The organism is uncultured Aquimarina sp. (genome assembly GCF_947496855.1).
In the GTDB taxonomy this organism is placed as follows: Bacteria; Bacteroidota; Bacteroidia; order Flavobacteriales; family Flavobacteriaceae; genus Aquimarina.
This window is the reverse complement of the sequence record NZ_CANMED010000004.1, coordinates 105,171-121,484: the sequence shown is the minus strand read 5'-3', so window position 1 is coordinate 121,484 and position 16,314 is coordinate 105,171. Positions and strand designations below refer to the sequence as shown.

Annotated in this window: 19 protein-coding genes; 6 read left to right on the top strand and 13 right to left on the bottom strand. The window is 32.6% G+C overall.

Annotated elements, in window-relative coordinates; all coding sequences use genetic code 11:
- Positions 1–9 precede the first annotated feature (9 nt).
- Positions 10–1,761 (top strand): thiamine pyrophosphate-dependent enzyme, encoded by a 1,752-nt coding sequence (locus Q0921_RS12810; RefSeq protein ID WP_299257420.1) that lies wholly within the window; start codon positions 10–12, stop codon positions 1,759–1,761.
- A 49-nt stretch (positions 1,762–1,810) separates the two neighbouring features.
- Here Q0921_RS12810 and Q0921_RS12805 read toward each other — a convergent pair whose 3' ends face one another.
- The gene (locus tag Q0921_RS12805; protein ID WP_299257418.1) at positions 1,811–2,392 is read right to left on the bottom strand and encodes a DUF1287 domain-containing protein; all 582 of its coding nucleotides are present in this window, start codon (positions 2,390–2,392) and stop codon (positions 1,811–1,813) included.
- A 214-nt stretch (positions 2,393–2,606) separates the two neighbouring features.
- On the opposite strand from Q0921_RS12805, the gene Q0921_RS12800 reads away from it, so the two are divergent.
- A complete protein-coding gene (locus tag Q0921_RS12800) occupies positions 2,607–3,869 on the top strand; it encodes a hypothetical protein (protein WP_299257416.1) in 1,263 nt (420 codons plus the stop codon).
- Positions 3,870–3,874: 5 nt separating this feature from the next.
- On the opposite strand, the gene Q0921_RS12795 is transcribed toward Q0921_RS12800, so the two are convergent.
- The 12 genes from Q0921_RS12795 to Q0921_RS12740 all read right to left on the bottom strand — a co-directional run bounded on the left by Q0921_RS12795 (position 3,875) and on the right by Q0921_RS12740 (position 13,983).
- The gene (locus Q0921_RS12795) at positions 3,875–4,153 is read right to left on the bottom strand and encodes a DUF6576 domain-containing protein (protein ID WP_299257414.1); all 279 of its coding nucleotides are present in this window, start codon (positions 4,151–4,153) and stop codon (positions 3,875–3,877) included.
- 76 nt (positions 4,154–4,229) lie between these two features.
- On the bottom strand, positions 4,230–4,991 hold the full coding sequence (gene trpA, locus Q0921_RS12790; protein WP_299257412.1) for a tryptophan synthase subunit alpha: 762 nt from the start codon (positions 4,989–4,991) through the stop codon (positions 4,230–4,232).
- 107 nt (positions 4,992–5,098) lie between these two features.
- Positions 5,099–6,280 carry a tryptophan synthase subunit beta gene (gene trpB / locus Q0921_RS12785; protein ID WP_299257410.1) on the bottom strand — a complete coding sequence of 394 codons (1,182 nt, stop codon included), beginning with the start codon at positions 6,278–6,280 and terminating at the stop codon, positions 5,099–5,101.
- A 48-nt stretch (positions 6,281–6,328) separates the two neighbouring features.
- Positions 6,329–6,997: a phosphoribosylanthranilate isomerase gene (locus Q0921_RS12780; RefSeq protein ID WP_299257408.1), complete on the bottom strand. Its 669-nt coding sequence runs from the start codon at positions 6,995–6,997 to the stop codon at positions 6,329–6,331.
- Between the two features lie 17 nt (positions 6,998–7,014).
- Positions 7,015–8,148, bottom strand: coding sequence for an SDR family oxidoreductase (locus Q0921_RS12775; protein ID WP_299257406.1), 1,134 nt, complete (start codon positions 8,146–8,148; stop codon positions 7,015–7,017).
- A 10-nt stretch (positions 8,149–8,158) separates the two neighbouring features.
- Positions 8,159–8,941 carry an indole-3-glycerol phosphate synthase TrpC gene (gene trpC / locus Q0921_RS12770; protein ID WP_299257404.1) on the bottom strand — a complete coding sequence of 261 codons (783 nt, stop codon included), beginning with the start codon at positions 8,939–8,941 and terminating at the stop codon, positions 8,159–8,161.
- A 26-nt stretch (positions 8,942–8,967) separates the two neighbouring features.
- Positions 8,968–9,558: a GrpB family protein gene (locus tag Q0921_RS12765; RefSeq protein ID WP_299257402.1), complete on the bottom strand. Its 591-nt coding sequence runs from the start codon at positions 9,556–9,558 to the stop codon at positions 8,968–8,970.
- Between the two features lie 8 nt (positions 9,559–9,566).
- The gene (trpD, locus tag Q0921_RS12760; protein ID WP_299257400.1) at positions 9,567–10,565 is read right to left on the bottom strand and encodes an anthranilate phosphoribosyltransferase; all 999 of its coding nucleotides are present in this window, start codon (positions 10,563–10,565) and stop codon (positions 9,567–9,569) included.
- 134 nt (positions 10,566–10,699) lie between these two features.
- On the bottom strand, positions 10,700–11,269 hold the full coding sequence (locus Q0921_RS12755) for an aminodeoxychorismate/anthranilate synthase component II (RefSeq protein ID WP_299257398.1): 570 nt from the start codon (positions 11,267–11,269) through the stop codon (positions 10,700–10,702).
- Positions 11,270–11,296: 27 nt separating this feature from the next.
- Positions 11,297–12,694, bottom strand: a complete 1,398-nt coding sequence (locus Q0921_RS12750) for an anthranilate synthase component I family protein (protein WP_299257396.1) — start codon at positions 12,692–12,694, stop codon at positions 11,297–11,299.
- Positions 12,695–12,923: 229 nt separating this feature from the next.
- Complete coding sequence (locus Q0921_RS12745; RefSeq protein ID WP_299257394.1) at positions 12,924–13,490, bottom strand: YceI family protein; 567 nt, start codon at positions 13,488–13,490, stop codon at positions 12,924–12,926.
- 40 nt (positions 13,491–13,530) lie between these two features.
- On the bottom strand, positions 13,531–13,983 hold the full coding sequence (locus tag Q0921_RS12740; protein WP_299257393.1) for a MarR family winged helix-turn-helix transcriptional regulator: 453 nt from the start codon (positions 13,981–13,983) through the stop codon (positions 13,531–13,533).
- Positions 13,984–14,201: 218 nt separating this feature from the next.
- Between Q0921_RS12740 and Q0921_RS12735 the strand changes: the two genes are divergently transcribed.
- From Q0921_RS12735 to Q0921_RS12720, 4 genes are all read left to right on the top strand, one after another.
- Positions 14,202–14,723, top strand: a complete 522-nt coding sequence (locus Q0921_RS12735) for a TlpA disulfide reductase family protein (protein WP_299257392.1) — start codon at positions 14,202–14,204, stop codon at positions 14,721–14,723.
- Between the two features lie 51 nt (positions 14,724–14,774).
- Positions 14,775–15,401 carry a thioredoxin family protein gene (locus Q0921_RS12730; RefSeq protein ID WP_299257391.1) on the top strand — a complete coding sequence of 209 codons (627 nt, stop codon included), beginning with the start codon at positions 14,775–14,777 and terminating at the stop codon, positions 15,399–15,401.
- Positions 15,402–15,533: 132 nt separating this feature from the next.
- Positions 15,534–15,848, top strand: coding sequence for a rhodanese-like domain-containing protein (locus Q0921_RS12725; RefSeq protein ID WP_299257390.1), 315 nt, complete (start codon positions 15,534–15,536; stop codon positions 15,846–15,848).
- A gap of 18 nt (positions 15,849–15,866) precedes the next feature.
- Entirely contained in the window at positions 15,867–16,265 is a 399-nt protein-coding gene (locus Q0921_RS12720; protein ID WP_299257388.1) for a rhodanese-like domain-containing protein, read from the top strand.
- The last annotated feature ends 49 nt before the right edge of the window (positions 16,266–16,314 follow it).

Here is a 16,314-nt window from a genome sequence, read left to right as displayed (position 1 = left end):
CCTGGTAAAATGAGTAAAATAACAGTAGCAAAATATCTGCAACTTCGTCTTGAAGAACTTGGATTAGATACAGTTTTTGGTGTTGCAGGAAATTATTCAGCACCTTTTCTAAATACAATTATAGAGGATCCAAAGGCTAAAATTAAAATTATAGGAAATACGAATGAAATAAATGCAGGACATTGCGTAGATGCTTATGCGCGATTAAAAGGAATCGGAGCAGTTGGTGTTACCTACGGGGTTGGTGCATTTAGTATTTTAAATCCTGTTGCAGGTTCTTATGTAGAACATAATCCTGTACTAGTGATTAATGGAGCTCCGACAAATGCAGAACAATCAAAAAACCTTGGAGAAGGGTTGATGGCCTCTCATATGACTGGTGATATGTATAGTAATATTAATGTTTTTCGGAATGTAACTGTTGCTGCGGAACAGGTCACAGGAGGAGGAGAAGCGCCTTATAAAATAGATGGTGTGTTAAATGCTATGATTAGTTATGGTAGACCAGTGTATTTAGAGGTTTTTGAAGATGTGTGGCGATCAAAATGTGATGTTCCTGATCGCCCTATTACCCGAAAACATAGTGATCTGTGTATATCCACTGCAAAAAGTGCAGCCAGTGCTACTGCAGATCTTATAGAAGCAAAAGACAAACCAATTTTTTGGGCCGGAGTAGAGATTCAACGTAAAGGACTTCAGAAGAAGTTTTTACAACTTGTAGAAGATACGGATATCGAGTTTACAACCTCTATTATGGGGAAATCCATTGTTTCTGAGGATCATCCATTATTTAAGGGTGTTTTTAATGGAAACGCTTCTCCTAATGATGTTTATGAAAGATTTACAAAAGCAGGATCTAAAATAGGTATAGGCGCATGGACAACAGGCAAAAACTTGGGGGGATTTAATATCTGGGATGATAATACCGTATTGGCTAATCATTCTGGAATTAGAGTAGGTGCAAAGTTCTATGCAAATATGTCATTGGAGGCATTTATTGATGAACTTAGAGAGGAGTTGATACAGCGAAAAGAGAATTTTAAAAAGTTCTCTATGGATGCTGCCATTAGTAATAATCTTAAAAAATCACTGCAAGTTCAAACTTCCGATGAGTTAACATATGATCGATTTTTTACAAAAATGAATAGCTATATCACAGCTTCTAATACTGTGGTAGTTGACGCGGGATTCCCTTTACTTGGAGCTCAGGGATTACATAGAGGTAAATCGAATACATTTATAGCACAAGCCAATTGGTTGTCTATAGGGTATTCTGTTCCTGCCGCGATAGGAGTTAAATGTGCAGCACCTGATCAAAGAGTATTAGTGTTTGTGGGAGATGGTGCTTTTCAAGAAACCTGTCAAGCAGTTTCTACACAACATCATTTAAAACAGAATACAGTGGTTTTTGTACTAGATAATAAGATATATGGTATCGAGCAAATGCTAGTCAACCCTAATCCATTTAGAGGAAAAGATAAGATTGATTATCCTCAAGAAGATCTAAACAAAGTATATCCCTATAATGATTTGAATAATTGGAAATATGCTAAGCTTACAGATGCTTTTGGAGGTATTGGTTTAGAAGTAAAAACACAAGATCAGCTGAATGATGCATTACAGCAAATAGATAAACACCCTAATGATAATTTTGTCGTGCATGTTCATATTCCCAAAACCGATATTCCAGATTCTATTCAGTATAGAACCAAAAAGGCAGGAGAAGATGAAACATTAAATCCGGATTGGTCATTGTGTTAAATGATTTTAAAAAGAGTAATCCTAATGCTAATTATTCTTAATTTTAGGATTACTTTTTATACCGATAATGTCCAATAATTTTATAGTCAAATAAACAATCGGCTAATACTTGTCCACCACCGATATTATGAACGATTAAATATCGTTGTTGATCATCAGATTTTTTATCAACTACTAATCCAATATGAGTGAGCCCACCTCCTAGACTCCAGCATACAACATCTCCAGGGAGATAATGCTGTGCTTTTTTAGAAATAGATTTTACCTTACCAAATCGGGAAAAGAATGCCATAAGATTCGGAACTCGTCTATGATCAATATTTTTATCAGTTTTTGATAATCCCCAGTTTTTTGGATATAAACCAAAATTAGCTTTCATATCTTCATGCACTTCTTTTTGGAGATCGATTCCTAACTTTCGATATGCTCTGATTACTACATCTGTACATACACCTTTGTCACTGGGCACATCTCCATTAGGATATTTCATAGAAAAGTAAGCAGGATCATATGTTACGTTCTGTGCAGTTAATGATAAGGAAGCATCAGATAAACGGTTGTAAAAGTCTTCCTGAGCAAAAAGAGTAGAAGAAATTAGAAACGATAGTAAAAATATGATTTGTCTGTTCATATGGTTATATTTAGAATATGTTAACAAAATTAATTTTTTATTATTAAGAAAAATCTTGCATTATAGTATATAAATTCTTTTTTTTGACGCTGATTAAAAATAAGCTAATTACGTAAAACAAATTGTATAGGTTTATTTTGTCCCCCTAATCTTCTTTTTTTGAATATACCTCTTTTGCGAAGGTGACTAAACAAAGTTACTACGATATTTCGCTATGAGAATTTACTACTTGCCAATTTTTTTCTATTACCTGATAACAAGTTGTTATGCTCAGCAGATAGATACTGACTTTTCCAGAAATGGATTATTCTTGTTTAAAGAGTTAGGAATGGTTTCTTCTCATATTATTGATTTTGATGTTATTGAAGAGAACAAAATCAACGTCCTGTATGAGGCAGATACTAAGAAAAATCTGGTACGCCTGTATAAGAATGGTACCAAGGATATTAAGTTCAATATAACTTCCAGTAATTTAGACAATCAAAATACCATACCAGTGGCTATGAGTGCTAAATCAGACGGAAGTATTTTAGTATTATCTAATTTTTGGAATGGACATAGCTGGATGATTTCTATAAACGGATTTTATGAAGATGGAAGTGTTGATAACAGATTTGGACATGGTGGAGTATACAAAAAGAATATACTAGATAATTTAGAAGATAATTATGGTCAATATATTTATGCATCATCTAGCGATGAGATAATTGTGGTAGCCAAAGTTAGAGGTTCTAGTATTTCAAAAGAAGAAGAAAAAATAGCGATCCTAAAACTTTCTGATATAGGAGAAACATTGTCATCTAGTTTGTATGATGATCATCATTTTACATTAAATTGTTCGGCAATGGAAAATAACTATTTGTTATTGGGATATTCTGAGTCAGTAGATAATGGGGAAGAGCAATCAACTTATTTAGCGGGTTTTGATAGTAGTCAAATGGCATCTAATAATCTTTATTGTCTTACTATAGAAGAAGATTATCAATCCTTTGATCATATTGTTCTGTCAAATTCAAAACTATATACATCTCAAATAGAAAATGAGACTGAGGGTGTATATCGCATCCGTAAATATGGAGAGAAAGGAAATCTGGATGTATCATTTTTTGATTCTGGAAAAATGGGGTATAACACAGATATTTATAATACTGATTTTGTAGTTAATGAAGAAGGAGAAGTGTTTGTTATTTCTAAGAGCTTGGACAGTGAGTTCGAAATATTGATCAAAAGGTTATTGAGTAATGGAGATATAGATATTGACTATGGTGTAAATGGGGTTGCGTCTATTTTCTTGAAGTACCCAATTATTGATCTCCATAAAATACGATTAGATAAAAAAAGTAAACTGTATATTTCTGGTGCTGTAGGAATTGACGGTGATTCATATGGTTTTATTGCAAAACTTAAACTTAATGTTCAACAAATAAAAAGAGAAAAATTAGAAAAATTCCTAGATAATTTATTTACAAAAGAATAATAATCTTACTTAGATAATTCTTCTAATCTTTCTTTTTCTGTTTTACTGAGTTTATCGATTCCTTGATTGTTTATTTTGTCCAATAACCGGTTTAATTCTTTTTCCTTTTCGATTTTAGTTACATTATAACGATCATCAATATCAAGTAATCCTTCTGGTTTTTGTTGGATGGTTTTTCTGAATTGTAAAAAATCAGGTTTTAACCATTTGATAAAAACAAAAATGATAATTATAGCAATTATTAAAGGAATAGATATAAAGCTTATTAATAAAGTTGGAGTCATCGTTTGTATTAATTCTAAATGTATGTTTATAATATATACAATTATAGCTAATTATTTATTTAGAAATTTATGAATATTATCTAATTTCTTTTATAAAATCTTCAACACTTTCAACTCCATTTTGGGTTAAGTGCTTAATAAAGGCAGAACCAATAATAGCGCCTTTCGCAGTTTTTGTTGCTTGTGTGAACGTTTCATTATCACTAATTCCAAATCCTACAATCTGCGAAGCTTTTAGATCCATGTTTGCAATACGTTCAAAATAAGATTCTTGAGTGTTTCCGAAACCAGATGTTGATCCTGTGACGCTTGCAGAACTAACCATATATATGAATCCATTAGATACACTGTCTATGAATCTAATTCGCTTTTCAGATGTTTGTGGTGTAATTAAAAACACGTTGATCAATCCATATTTTTCAAAAGTCTCTTGATACTGTTCATGATATTCTGCAACTGGAAGATCTGGTATTATCAATCCATCAATACCAATTTCTTGGCATTTAGCACAGAAAGCTTCGACACCATATTGCATCATTGGATTAAAGTACCCCATAATGATTAGGGGGATATTTACGGACTGACGAATATCTGCAAGTTGTTCAAATAATAACTTGGTGGTCATTCCATTTCTTAAAGCAGTGGTAGAACTTTCTTGGATGGTAGGTCCATCAGCCAGAGGATCGCTAAATGGTAATCCAATCTCAATCATGTCTACACCACTTTTTTCTAGATCTTGAATGATTTTTTTAGTATCATGTAATGCTGGATATCCAGCTGTAAAATATATGGATAGTAGTTTTTTATCTTGCTTAAGAGCTGTGTTTATTCTGTTCATGTTTTATAGTACTAAGTATTCAATATTAAGTGTTCAGTAATGAGTGAGACGCAAGAAGTACCTAATAATTGGTTCTTAATACTATGTACTCATTACTTTGTACTCTTTTACAATTTAAAATAATCAATATAAGTGTTTAGATCTTTGTCTCCACGTCCAGACAGACTTATCACTACAATGTCATCGGGCTTAAACTTTTTGTCATTAAATATTGCTAAAGCATGTGATGTTTCTATAGCAGGAATAATTCCTTCTAGTTGCGATAATTCTAATCCTGCAGTCATTGCATCATCATCCGTTACGGAATAGAACTCGCCTCGGCCTGTCTTATATAGATGTGAATGTAATGGACCTACACCAGGATAATCTAATCCTGCAGAAATAGAGTAAGGTTCTGTAATTTGTCCATCAGTTGTTTGCATCAATAGTGTCTTACATCCGTGAATGATTCCTTCTTTACCCAATTGGGATGTAGCCGCACTTTCTCCACTATTGACTCCTTTTCCAGCTGCTTCGACAGCAATAATTCCGACACTTGGTTCGTCTAAGAAATGATAGTAGGTTCCCGCTGCATTACTCCCTCCACCAATACAAGCTACAACATAATCGGGATTTTCTCGTCCTTCTTTTTCTTTTAGTTGCCACTTGATTTCTTCAGAAATAATGGATTGAAATCTTGTTACCATATCTGGATACGGATGAGGTCCAATAGCAGAACCTATTATGTAATGGGTATCTACAGGATTATTAATCCAATCTCTGATTGCTTCATTAGTTGCATCTTTTAGTGTTTTACTTCCGGATTTTGCAGGTCTTACTTCTGCACCAAGCATTTTCATACGGGCTACATTAGGTGCCTGACGTTTGATATCAATTTCACCCATATAAACGATACATTCAATACCCATTAATGCACAAACTGTAGCAGTTGCAACTCCGTGTTGTCCAGCTCCTGTTTCTGCAATGATTCGGTTTTTTCCTAGTTTTTTGGCAACAAGAATTTGTCCAATCGTATTGTTTATTTTGTGAGCGCCTGTATGATTAAGATCTTCTCGTTTTAAATATATTTTGGTATTATATTTTTCTGAAAGCCGTTTAGCATAATATAAAGGCGATGGACGACCTACATAATCCCTTAATAATTGATCAAACTCTTCTTTAAAAGAAGGTTCATTCATGATATCCAGATACGTAGATCTTAATTCTTCTACATTGGGATATAACATTTCGGGGATGTAAGCTCCTCCAAAATCACCATAATATCCTTTTTCGTTTACTTGATAACTCATTTGTGTCAGTTTATAGTTTCTGTTTAATAATTGATGTTTTGGTATCAATTAACAATCAACAGATAATAAGTTTTTAAATTCTTTTAAATCATTTATGTTTTTCAATCCTGGCTCAATTTCGAATTTACTATTAACGTCAATAGCATATATTGGTAAATCTGTTTCTAGGATTGCTTTTATTTTGTCAACTTCTTGTAATCCAATTCCACCACTTAGGATGAATGGAGTAGTAGAATTATAGTTCTTTAAAACATTCCAATCAAAGGTGTATCCATTTCCACCTTTTTCTTTTCCTTTTGTGTCAAAAAGGAAGTAATCAACAATGCCTTCGTATGGTTTGAGTATCTCAAAATCGAATTCATTTTTGATAGAAAATACTTTAAATATTTCGCTGCTGTTGTCTCCAGACTTGACAGGTTTTGAAAACCTGTCAGGTCTATTTATGGCTTTACTTAACTCATAACAATATTCAGCAGATTCATTTCCATGTAATTGTATGGCCTTAAAGTTATGTTTTTTTACTTTTTCTAAAATGAAATTAATTGATGCGTCTACAAAAACTCCTGTTTTTTTGATAGTTTCCGGTAGCTCAGGAATATCCATATCAAAGTTTCTGGGTGATTTCTCATAGAAAATAAATCCAAGATAGTCTGGTTGCAATCCAGCTACTGCTTTGATGTTTTTTTGATATTTCATTCCGCAAACTTTCAGTTTCATGTTTCTTTTGTTGGATGTTAAAGGTTTGGTTCTAATGTAATATTAGCGTTATCAAAATTAATATCATGTGCAAAATCATACACTTTTTTAAAGTGATCCTTCATATTAGGTTCTTCAATATCTACAAGCAGTTCTCGTATTAATTTAGATTCAAAATAATGCTTTTCAGAGATAGAATATTTTAGTAGTTGAGAACCGATGGTTTTATAAAACAATGTTTCCATAGTTGTCTTATTTTTTGGCTCTTCAGGAACTAATTCTATTTCTACACCACATTTTTCTAGAATGCTAGTAATGATATAATGTGTCGGAACGTTCTGGGTTAAGGTAATATTTAACTGTTCTTCTTTACTCTCAGCGGCTCTAACAATTCCTTTTGCAACATAGTCTACAGGAACGATATTAAGTCCTCCTTCCATATTTAATGCCATTCTAATTTTTCCCATTTCCGGGTATGTTTTTTTCATCTTTTTAAAGAACTCGCCGATTGAATAAAAGACAATATATCTACTACTTACATATTTCGGGAAATCAATAAGCCTACCTGATACTACGCTAGGTCTTGCAATTGTGCAGCTAAAATTATTTTCTTTTGCAATTTGTAACACTAGTTTTTCAACCTTCATTTTGTAAGCCTCATAAAAGTTCCTGAAATCGAAACTTGAAACAGAATGATAATCATCAGTAATTTTGCCAGCTATTTCTCCCCTAGAAAAGGCAGTACTTACAAAAATTAATTTTTTTGTACGAAGTTTAATAGCATCAAAAAAAGCTTGTGTGTTTAGATAATTGACGTGAGCTATTTCATTTTTAGCCTTTTCGGTATTACTCAGGTTTACAGAAGCTGCTAAATGATATACTATTAAACTAGTTCCTGCTTCTTCCGGAATTACAAAACTATTAATATCTCCTTCAATTATTCTAACATATTTCTCTAAATATTCTTTGTAAAAAGGGGCGATTTTTTCTGGAACAAGTTGTTCAGTAAACACCTCATCGATTAGACGTTGTTTAGCGGATTTATCTTTTTGTTTTCTAATCAAAACATAAATAATCGCCTCTTCATTCTTTGAATACAAATCAAATAAGAGCTCAAACAGTACATGTGAACCTATATTTCCTGTGACTCCTGTTACTAAGATTGTATTCATACTTTTTAGTTTATTTTAATTTTTGGATGAATTCTACTGCACTAATTCCTGGATTTTCGGTTTTCATGAAATTTTCACCAATCAAAAACCCTTTATAGTCATATTGTTGTAGCTCTTTTATAGCTTCAATACTACTGATACCACTTTCCGAAACTTTTATAAAATCATCTGGGATATGTTTGCTTAGTTCTTTACTTACATCTGTACTAACGTCAAAAGTTTTAAGATTGCGATTATTAACGCCTAGCATATCTAATGATGGCATAATTGATTTCTCAAGTTCCTCCAGATTATGAACTTCAAGTAGTACATCTAGTGATATACTTTTTGCAAATTCTGATAATGATTTAATTTCATCTCTGGATAATACTGCTGCTATTAATAGTATAACATCCGCGCCATATGCTTTAGCTTCTAATAATTGATATTCGTCAATTATAAATTCCTTTCTAAGTAAAGGCATGGTTGAGGCGGCACGTGCAAGTAATAAATCATCTAGTGAACCGCCAAAATATTTTCCATCCGTTAATACAGACATTCCACAAACTCCGGCTTCCTGATATCCAGTAGCTACGTCTTGAACACTAACACTTTGGTTAATAACCGATTTAGATGGAGATCTACGCTTGTGTTCTGCGATAATTCCTGTTTTACTATTACGTAAAGCTAAAGCCAATGAGTTAGTTTGGCGATTGAATAGTACCGAATTTTCTAATTGTTGAATAGGAATTAAACTTTTTTTAAGTTCAACTTCTTTGTATTTATCTGCTACTATTTTATCTAGTATGTTCATATTAGTTTTTCGTTGCCAGTTGATTATTAATTTCGGGTATCTATCGCACCGTTTTTTGCTAACTCTGTTATTTCCTTTACAAAAGCAGCTTTCCCTTTTGTAAAACTTCTTCTGTCTTTACTATATTTTGAAACAAGATCTAGTTTTAGATTTTCATAATTTTTTGCAACCTCTGGATGTTCTCTCAGGTAATCTCTGAAAAAAATTCTATCCCATAGCTCGGTATGACTCTTTGGTGTCATATGAACATAATATTGTTGTTCTTTTTTCCCTTCTCTGTTAAAACCTTTAGCAAAAATCATATATACAGGTCCATAACCTCCTTGTTGACAATATTCATAACCAATATTTTGCATTTGTTGAATGATGTCTTCATCAAAAAGTATTGTAGCAGGAATATCCACTAGAATATCTATACTTCCTTTAGAAGCTAGGTTAGAGATTGAAGTACTCCCCATATGTTGGATGTCCAGTACTACGGTTTTGGTCAGCGTTTTTTCGATCAGAAGTTTTTCTTCCTGAAAAATTGAAACCCAATTTTCTTGAGGACGAACCATTTCTATCGGAAATAACTCTCCCCATTCTTCCACGGTTAATTCTTCTAATTTTTTGTCCACTACATCCATTATGTTGTCTTACTTAGTTCTTGTACTTTATTTAATGCTATTAATCCTTTACCTGATAATAATGATTCTTTTGCTTTTTCGAATCCTTGTATTGGTGATAGATTTTCAACCGTTGCTATCGCCATACCTGCATTGGCAGAAACTACATTGTTTTGAGCCTCGGTTCCTTTTCCGTTTAATATGTTCATGAAAATAGCTGCAGATTCCTCAATAGAATCTCCACCTACAATTTCTTCCATTTTTAGAGTGTTTACTCCAAAATCTTGAGGAGTTAACATTCCTTCTGTATTATTGGATATGGTCTTAGTGCTGCCTGTAAGAGATATTTCGTCATATCCATCTAATGCATGAATGATGGTAAAGTTTTTATCAGTGTTCTGATATAGATACCCATACATTCTAGCCAATTCTAGGTTGAATACGCCTACGATTTGATTTTTGGGAAATGCAGGATTTACCATTGGTCCAAGCATATTAAAAAATGTTTTCACACCTAATTCTCTTCGTATAGGAGCTACATTTTTCATTGCAGGGTGAAACAGGGGAGCATGCAGAACACAAATTCCTGCTTCGTCAATACTTCGTTTTAGAAAATCTTTATCATTACTGAATTTAATACCTAAATGTTCCATTACGTTAGAACTACCGCATTTTGAAGAAACTCCATAATTTCCGTGCTTGGTTACTTTGATACCTGCTCCTGCAGCTACAAAAGATGAAAGTGTAGAAATGTTAAAAGTATCTTTTCCATCTCCTCCGGTACCACAAAGATCAATAGGATTATATTCGCTAAGATCTACAGCAACACAAAGTTCTAATAATGCGTCTCTAAAACCTTCTAACTCATCTACTGTAATGCTTCGCATCATATATACCGTTAGAAAAGAGGCAATCTGACTTTGGTTATAAGATCCTTTAGAAATATTTACTAAAACACCTTTAGCTTCTTCTTTAGAAATAGTTTCGTGATTAATTAATCGGTTTAATAAATTCTTCATAAACAGCCCCTCCTAGCCTCCCAAAGGGAAGGAACTCTTACTCGGGTTCAGTAGAGTTTTATTTATTTATCATTAAAATTCCCTTCCTGAGGAGGGGTAGGGAGGTGTCTAACTTCCCATAATTATTTTTATAACTAATTATTGATCCAGTTTTCTAATATTTTTTTTCCATCGGGAGTAAGTACAGATTCAGGATGAAATTGTACACCTTTAACATCTAGTTCTTTATGGCGTAGAGACATGATTTGTCCGTTTTCATCAAAAGAAGTTGCTTCCAGACAAGAAGGTAAATCAGTATCCGCTACTACCCAAGAGTGATATCGTCCTACATCAAAAGTTTTATTAAGCCCTTGAAAAAGGAGTTCGTCTGATACCGAGAGTTTTATTTCGGTTGCGACACCGTGGTACACATCATCTAGATTAATCAGGCTTCCGCCAAAGACTTCTCCAATAGCTTGTTGACCAAGACAAACCCCGAAAATACTCTTGGTATTTGCATAGGTTTTAATAATCTCTTTTAGCAATCCAGCTTCATCAGGAATTCCAGGTCCTGGTGAAAGTAATATTTTTTCAAAAGGAGCTACTTCCTCTAATGTTAGTTGGTCATTACGTTTTACGATTACCTCACAACCTAGATCTTCTAAATAATGAACCAGATTGTAAACAAATGAATCGTAGTTGTCAATTACTAATATTTTTTTCATCTTATTGTTCAGGAGTTTATTAGCTCCTTATATTTCTTCAGCTAGTTTTAATGCTTTGGTTAATGCTCCTAGTTTATTGTATACTTCTTGTAATTCGTTTTCTTCGTTTGATTCGTTGACTAATCCAGCTCCTGCCTGCCAATGTAGTTGGTGATTTTTACTTAAAAATGTTCTAATCATAATGGCGTGATTAAAGTTTCCAGAAAAATCCATAAAACCAATAGCGCCTCCATAGAAATCACGATTTACAGTTTCGTATTTTTCGATAAGTTGCATGGCCATATGTTTTGGGGCTCCGCTTAATGTTCCTGCAGGAAATGTATCTGCAACTACTTGCATCGTTGTCGTGTCCTTATGTTTTTTGCCAGTCACTTTACTTACCAGATGAATCACATGTGAGTAAAACTGTACTTCTCTGTAGGTGTCTACTGTAACTTCACTTCCATTACGACTTAAATCGTTACGTGCAAGATCTACCAGCATCACGTGTTCTGCATTCTCTTTTTCGTCTGCAGATAATTTTTTAGCTAGTTCTGCATCTTGTTCATCGTTACCGGTTCGTTTAAAAGTTCCTGCGATTGGATGAATTTCGGCTATTTCATCCTTGACTACCAATTGCGCTTCTGGTGAACTTCCGAATATTTTAAAATCTCCATAATCAAAATAAAATAGGTAAGGCGATGGGTTAATACTTCTTAATGCTCTGTAAACATTGAATTCATCTCCCTTAAATTTCTGAGAAAAACGTTTAGATAAAACTAGTTGAAAAACATCTCCACGTTGACAATGTTTTTTAGCTAAAGCAACCTGTTCTTTATATTGCTCATTATCTAAGTTAGAGGTTGTTTCGTCTACAGTGGTAAAGGTATAAGATGCAAAGTTTTTAACTTTTAATAAAGATTCTATTTCATCAATATTACTATCAGATTCATAGCAGTGCGCAAAAATACAAGCCTCATTTGTGAAATTACTGATAGCGATAATGTTTTGATAAACGGTATATTGCATGTCTGGGATATCTAGACCTCCCTCTTTTTTTGAAATCGAAATATCTTCAAAATAACGAACTGCATCATAAGAAATATAACCGAACAGTCCATTGTTTATAAACTTAAAGTCACTTTTAGATGTTTTAAATTTCTGTCCAAATTGTTCTATAATAAGAGGGATATCTGTATCATTGGTTATCGGGGTTTCCTTATGGGTTTTATCAGGAAACGATTCGTAAATAATCTCATTTTCAATTTTAATGGTAGCAATAGGGTTGCAACAGATATATGAAAAGCTGTTCTCACTACCTCTATAATCATTATTTTCTAATAACAAACTATTAGGAAAACGATCTCTTATTTTTAGATATACACTTACTGGAGTGATAGTATCTGCAAGAATTTGTTTGAAATGTGTGGTTAATGTATAACTCATGTTACATTTTGATATTAATAATTTATAAAACCCCTTATTTATTCGAACAAAAAAAAGGCTTGTCGTGATTTGACAAGCCTTTGATATGTTTACTTAACTATATGACAGGAGCTATCTCACGACGTTTTCGTTATAAGATGACCACCACCAGGTATTTGTTAAGATTAAATTCATTTTCTAATTTCTTGAGTCAAAGATATAAATTTATTGTAATTCAAAAAACAAAAAATTACATTTTTAAATTTACTTCCAATACAAATTCATCAGAAATGGCTTTATCTCCTAAGTTATCAAAGAAACTTCCTGAACCATATTTAATATCATACTTTGTTCTATCTACAGCAAGAGTTGTAGTAGCAGATCCACCATTAACAGCAAGATCAAAAGTGATTGGATTCGTTTTCCCTTTGATGGTTAGGTCTCCTGTAATTTTATAACCTCCATCCATTTTGGTAGCTTCTTTTATAACTAACTTGGCGTTTTTATGGTTTTTAACACCAAAGAAATCATCCGAGGTAAGATGCCCTTCTAGTTTTTCCTTTCCCTTTCCAGCTTCGAGATCTGTAACTGCAAGAGAAGTCATGTCTACTACAAATTCTCCACTTTTTAGTACATCAGAGTCAAAAGTCAAGAATCCGCTAGAGAAATTAAGTGTTCCTGTATGCTCACCTGTAACTTTTTTACCAGTCCAGTTAATGGAACTTTCTGAAGCATTGATTTGCTTTTGTTGTGCGTAAATTGATGCAGTAGCTATTAAAGTGAATGCTAAGAATAATGATTTAAGTTTGATTTTCATGATTTTTAAAATTAATGGTTATATAAATGTGTTTACTTAATTAACTTCTAAGTTTATTCAATAGATCGTTTAGTGTAATTAGTTCTTCTTGTGAGAGATTGGATGTTATCTTTTTTTCGAAATTATTCATAGCGGGGCTAACTTCGTCTAAAAAATTATAACCTTGATCAGTAATTGTAATTTCTACTTTTCTTCGATTAGACTTGCAGGTAACTCTTTTAACCAGATTTTTTTTAATGAGTTTATCTACCAGCCTTGTGGTGTTACTCATTTTACTGACCATTCTGTCCTGTATAGTGGATAGGTTTGCTGGTTTACCTTCTTGACCTTTAAGAATTCTAAGTACATTAAATTGTTGGATAGAGATATCATAAGTTTTCAATTCAGTATTTATCTGATCACTTATCCAGTTTTCAGTATATAATAAATTTACAATCGCTTTTCTGAAAAACGGAAGTTCCGTTTTGGTTTTAATGATATCTTCAATATTCATTTGTTTGTACAATATTTGTATATACAAATGTATATTATTGAATGTTTAAGAAATAATAAATAGATACTAATTCTTTGTTAAAGTTCTCATGAATACTATTGTTAAATATTATTATTGTTTGATTAAAAAAAAGTGGAAATCATAAAATTCTCTTTATGAATTACATAAACCTTGTTAATTTCCTTTTGGGTAATGACGCGTTTTAATACATTAGTGTAATGCAGAAATGGATGTTATATATAGTACTCACCGTAGTATTGGTAAATTGTAAAGGGGAACAGAAAGTGGCGATAGAGGCTTCTAATGTTTTTTCTGGCAAAGGTGTAGAAATACCAGTATATGATTTTAAAAATTTCGAACATTTACTGAGTATTAATGATGGAAAAACTCGAATTATTAATTTTTGGGCTACTTGGTGTAAACCATGTGTAGCAGAATTGCCTTACTTCGAACTTATTAACAGTAGATATCCAGATAATGAAGTTGAGGTGATTTTGGTGAGTCTGGATCTTCCTAATCAAGTAGAAACTAAATTAATTCCTTTTGTTAGAAAACAACGGATACAAAGTAAAATTGTATTATTAGATGATCCAGATGCTAATAGTTGGATTCCAAAAGTAAATGAAAACTGGTCAGGTTCTATTCCTGCAACTATTATATATAAAGGAAATACTTCAAATTTTTATGAACGATCTTTTACATATGATGAATTAGAAAGAGAGCTGAAAAAGATATTATGATATTTGGAAGAGTTTCCAATTCTAATAAGTAAAACTTAATAAAACAAACAAATGAAAACTTTAAAGATTTTAGTAGCGGTTGTTTTAGTACTAGCCGTAAGTGCATTTGCGATTGATAAAGTTAATGTATCGAAGATCGATGCAGGGTATATAATAGGAGATGCTGCAACGGATTTTAAACTTAAGAATATTGATGATACTATGGTGTCTTTAGCAGATTATAAAGATGCTAAAGGTTTTATTGTCATTTTTACTTGTAACCATTGCCCATATTCTGTGGCTTATGAAGATAGAATTATAGAATTAGATAAAAATTTCAAATCAAAAGGTTATCCTGTAATTGCAATTAATCCAAATAATCCTAAAGCATATCCTACCGATAGTTTCGATAATATGAAGGTTAGAGCAAAGGAGAAAGGATTTACATTTCCTTATTTGTTTGATGATGGACAAAAGATTTATCCGCAATATGGCGCTACAAAAACTCCACATGTATATATCTTGGAAAAGACTTCAAACGGTAATGTTGTTAGGTACATTGGAGCAATCGATAATAATTACAAAGATGCCTCATCAGCTGATCAAAAATATGTAGAGGATGCGATTAATGCTTTACTAAAAGGAGAAAAAATTCCAGTTGAAACTACAAAAGCTATTGGTTGCAGTATAAAAGCATAAGTATATCTAATATTATATTTTTGGATAAATGAATGTATGACTTCGTACAATTCGCTTAGGACTCTTATATTTGTATGGAATTGTATGGAATTGTATGGATAAAAGTTCAATTTTAAAAATAGGAAATATAAAATGGCCGAAGATATAACACAAGATCAATGGAAAGATCTTATCTCTAAAGATAATAATGCAATAATTCTGGATGTAAGAACAGAAGAGGAAGTAGAAGATGGTTTTATCCCGAACATGCTTAATCTTGATATACGTATGGGACAGGGTTTTCTCGATGAAGTAGAGAAACTGGATAAGTCGAAAAACTATTATGTATATTGTCGTTCTGGAGCTCGTAGTGCACAAGCTTGTACTTTGATGAATCAAATGGGTTTCGGAACTACATATAACTTAATCGGAGGTTTTATGAATTGGGATGGCGAAGTTTCTGAATAACATTATCTAATCATACTTATGAAAATCAAAACAATATTAGCCGTAGTTGTTCTTTCAATTCTATTGTTTAGTTGTACGGATAGTAATACTAAAGATACTGCTGTAGAGCTTATTACGGTTGAAGAAATGGATTCTCTACTGGAAATGGAAAAAGTACAACTGGTAGATGTGCGCACACCACAAGAATATGCTGAAGGACATATCGAAGGTGCGATTAATATAGATTTTAGTGATGAGAACTTTGAGACTTTAATCTCTGAAGTAGATAAATCAAAACCTGTGGCTGTATATTGCGGTCGTGGAGGAAGAAGCGGTAAATGTTCTTCTTACATGAAAAAAGCGGGGTTTACTAAGATTTATGACCTAGATGGTGGGATTACAGAATGGAAGTATAAAGGGAAGACTTTAGTTAAGTAATTATTTAACTATTTTGTTATAGTTATTAGATACAAAAATGAGATTGCAT

Coding starts and splice junctions, on each gene's coding strand:
- Q0921_RS12810 (WP_299257420.1), top strand. CDS start 10: ATGAGTAAAATAACAGTAGCAAAATATCTGCAACTTCGTCTTGAAGAA.
- Q0921_RS12805 (WP_299257418.1), bottom strand. CDS start 2,392: ATGAACAGACAAATCATATTTTTACTATCGTTTCTAATTTCTTCTACT.
- Q0921_RS12800 (WP_299257416.1), top strand. CDS start 2,607: ATGAGAATTTACTACTTGCCAATTTTTTTCTATTACCTGATAACAAGT.
- Q0921_RS12795 (WP_299257414.1), bottom strand. CDS start 4,153: ATGACTCCAACTTTATTAATAAGCTTTATATCTATTCCTTTAATAATT.
- trpA (WP_299257412.1), bottom strand. CDS start 4,991: ATGAACAGAATAAACACAGCTCTTAAGCAAGATAAAAAACTACTATCC.
- trpB (WP_299257410.1), bottom strand. CDS start 6,280: ATGAGTTATCAAGTAAACGAAAAAGGATATTATGGTGATTTTGGAGGA.
- Q0921_RS12780 (WP_299257408.1), bottom strand. CDS start 6,997: ATGAAACTGAAAGTTTGCGGAATGAAATATCAAAAAAACATCAAAGCA.
- Q0921_RS12775 (WP_299257406.1), bottom strand. CDS start 8,148: ATGAATACAATCTTAGTAACAGGAGTCACAGGAAATATAGGTTCACAT.
- trpC (WP_299257404.1), bottom strand. CDS start 8,941: ATGAACATACTAGATAAAATAGTAGCAGATAAATACAAAGAAGTTGAA.
- trpD (WP_299257400.1), bottom strand. CDS start 10,565: ATGAAGAATTTATTAAACCGATTAATTAATCACGAAACTATTTCTAAA.
- Q0921_RS12755 (WP_299257398.1), bottom strand. CDS start 11,269: ATGAAAAAAATATTAGTAATTGACAACTACGATTCATTTGTTTACAAT.
- Q0921_RS12750 (WP_299257396.1), bottom strand. CDS start 12,694: ATGAGTTATACATTAACCACACATTTCAAACAAATTCTTGCAGATACT.
- Q0921_RS12745 (WP_299257394.1), bottom strand. CDS start 13,490: ATGAAAATCAAACTTAAATCATTATTCTTAGCATTCACTTTAATAGCT.
- Q0921_RS12740 (WP_299257393.1), bottom strand. CDS start 13,983: ATGAATATTGAAGATATCATTAAAACCAAAACGGAACTTCCGTTTTTC.
- Q0921_RS12735 (WP_299257392.1), top strand. CDS start 14,202: ATGCAGAAATGGATGTTATATATAGTACTCACCGTAGTATTGGTAAAT.
- Q0921_RS12730 (WP_299257391.1), top strand. CDS start 14,775: ATGAAAACTTTAAAGATTTTAGTAGCGGTTGTTTTAGTACTAGCCGTA.
- Q0921_RS12725 (WP_299257390.1), top strand. CDS start 15,534: ATGGCCGAAGATATAACACAAGATCAATGGAAAGATCTTATCTCTAAA.
- Q0921_RS12720 (WP_299257388.1), top strand. CDS start 15,867: ATGAAAATCAAAACAATATTAGCCGTAGTTGTTCTTTCAATTCTATTG.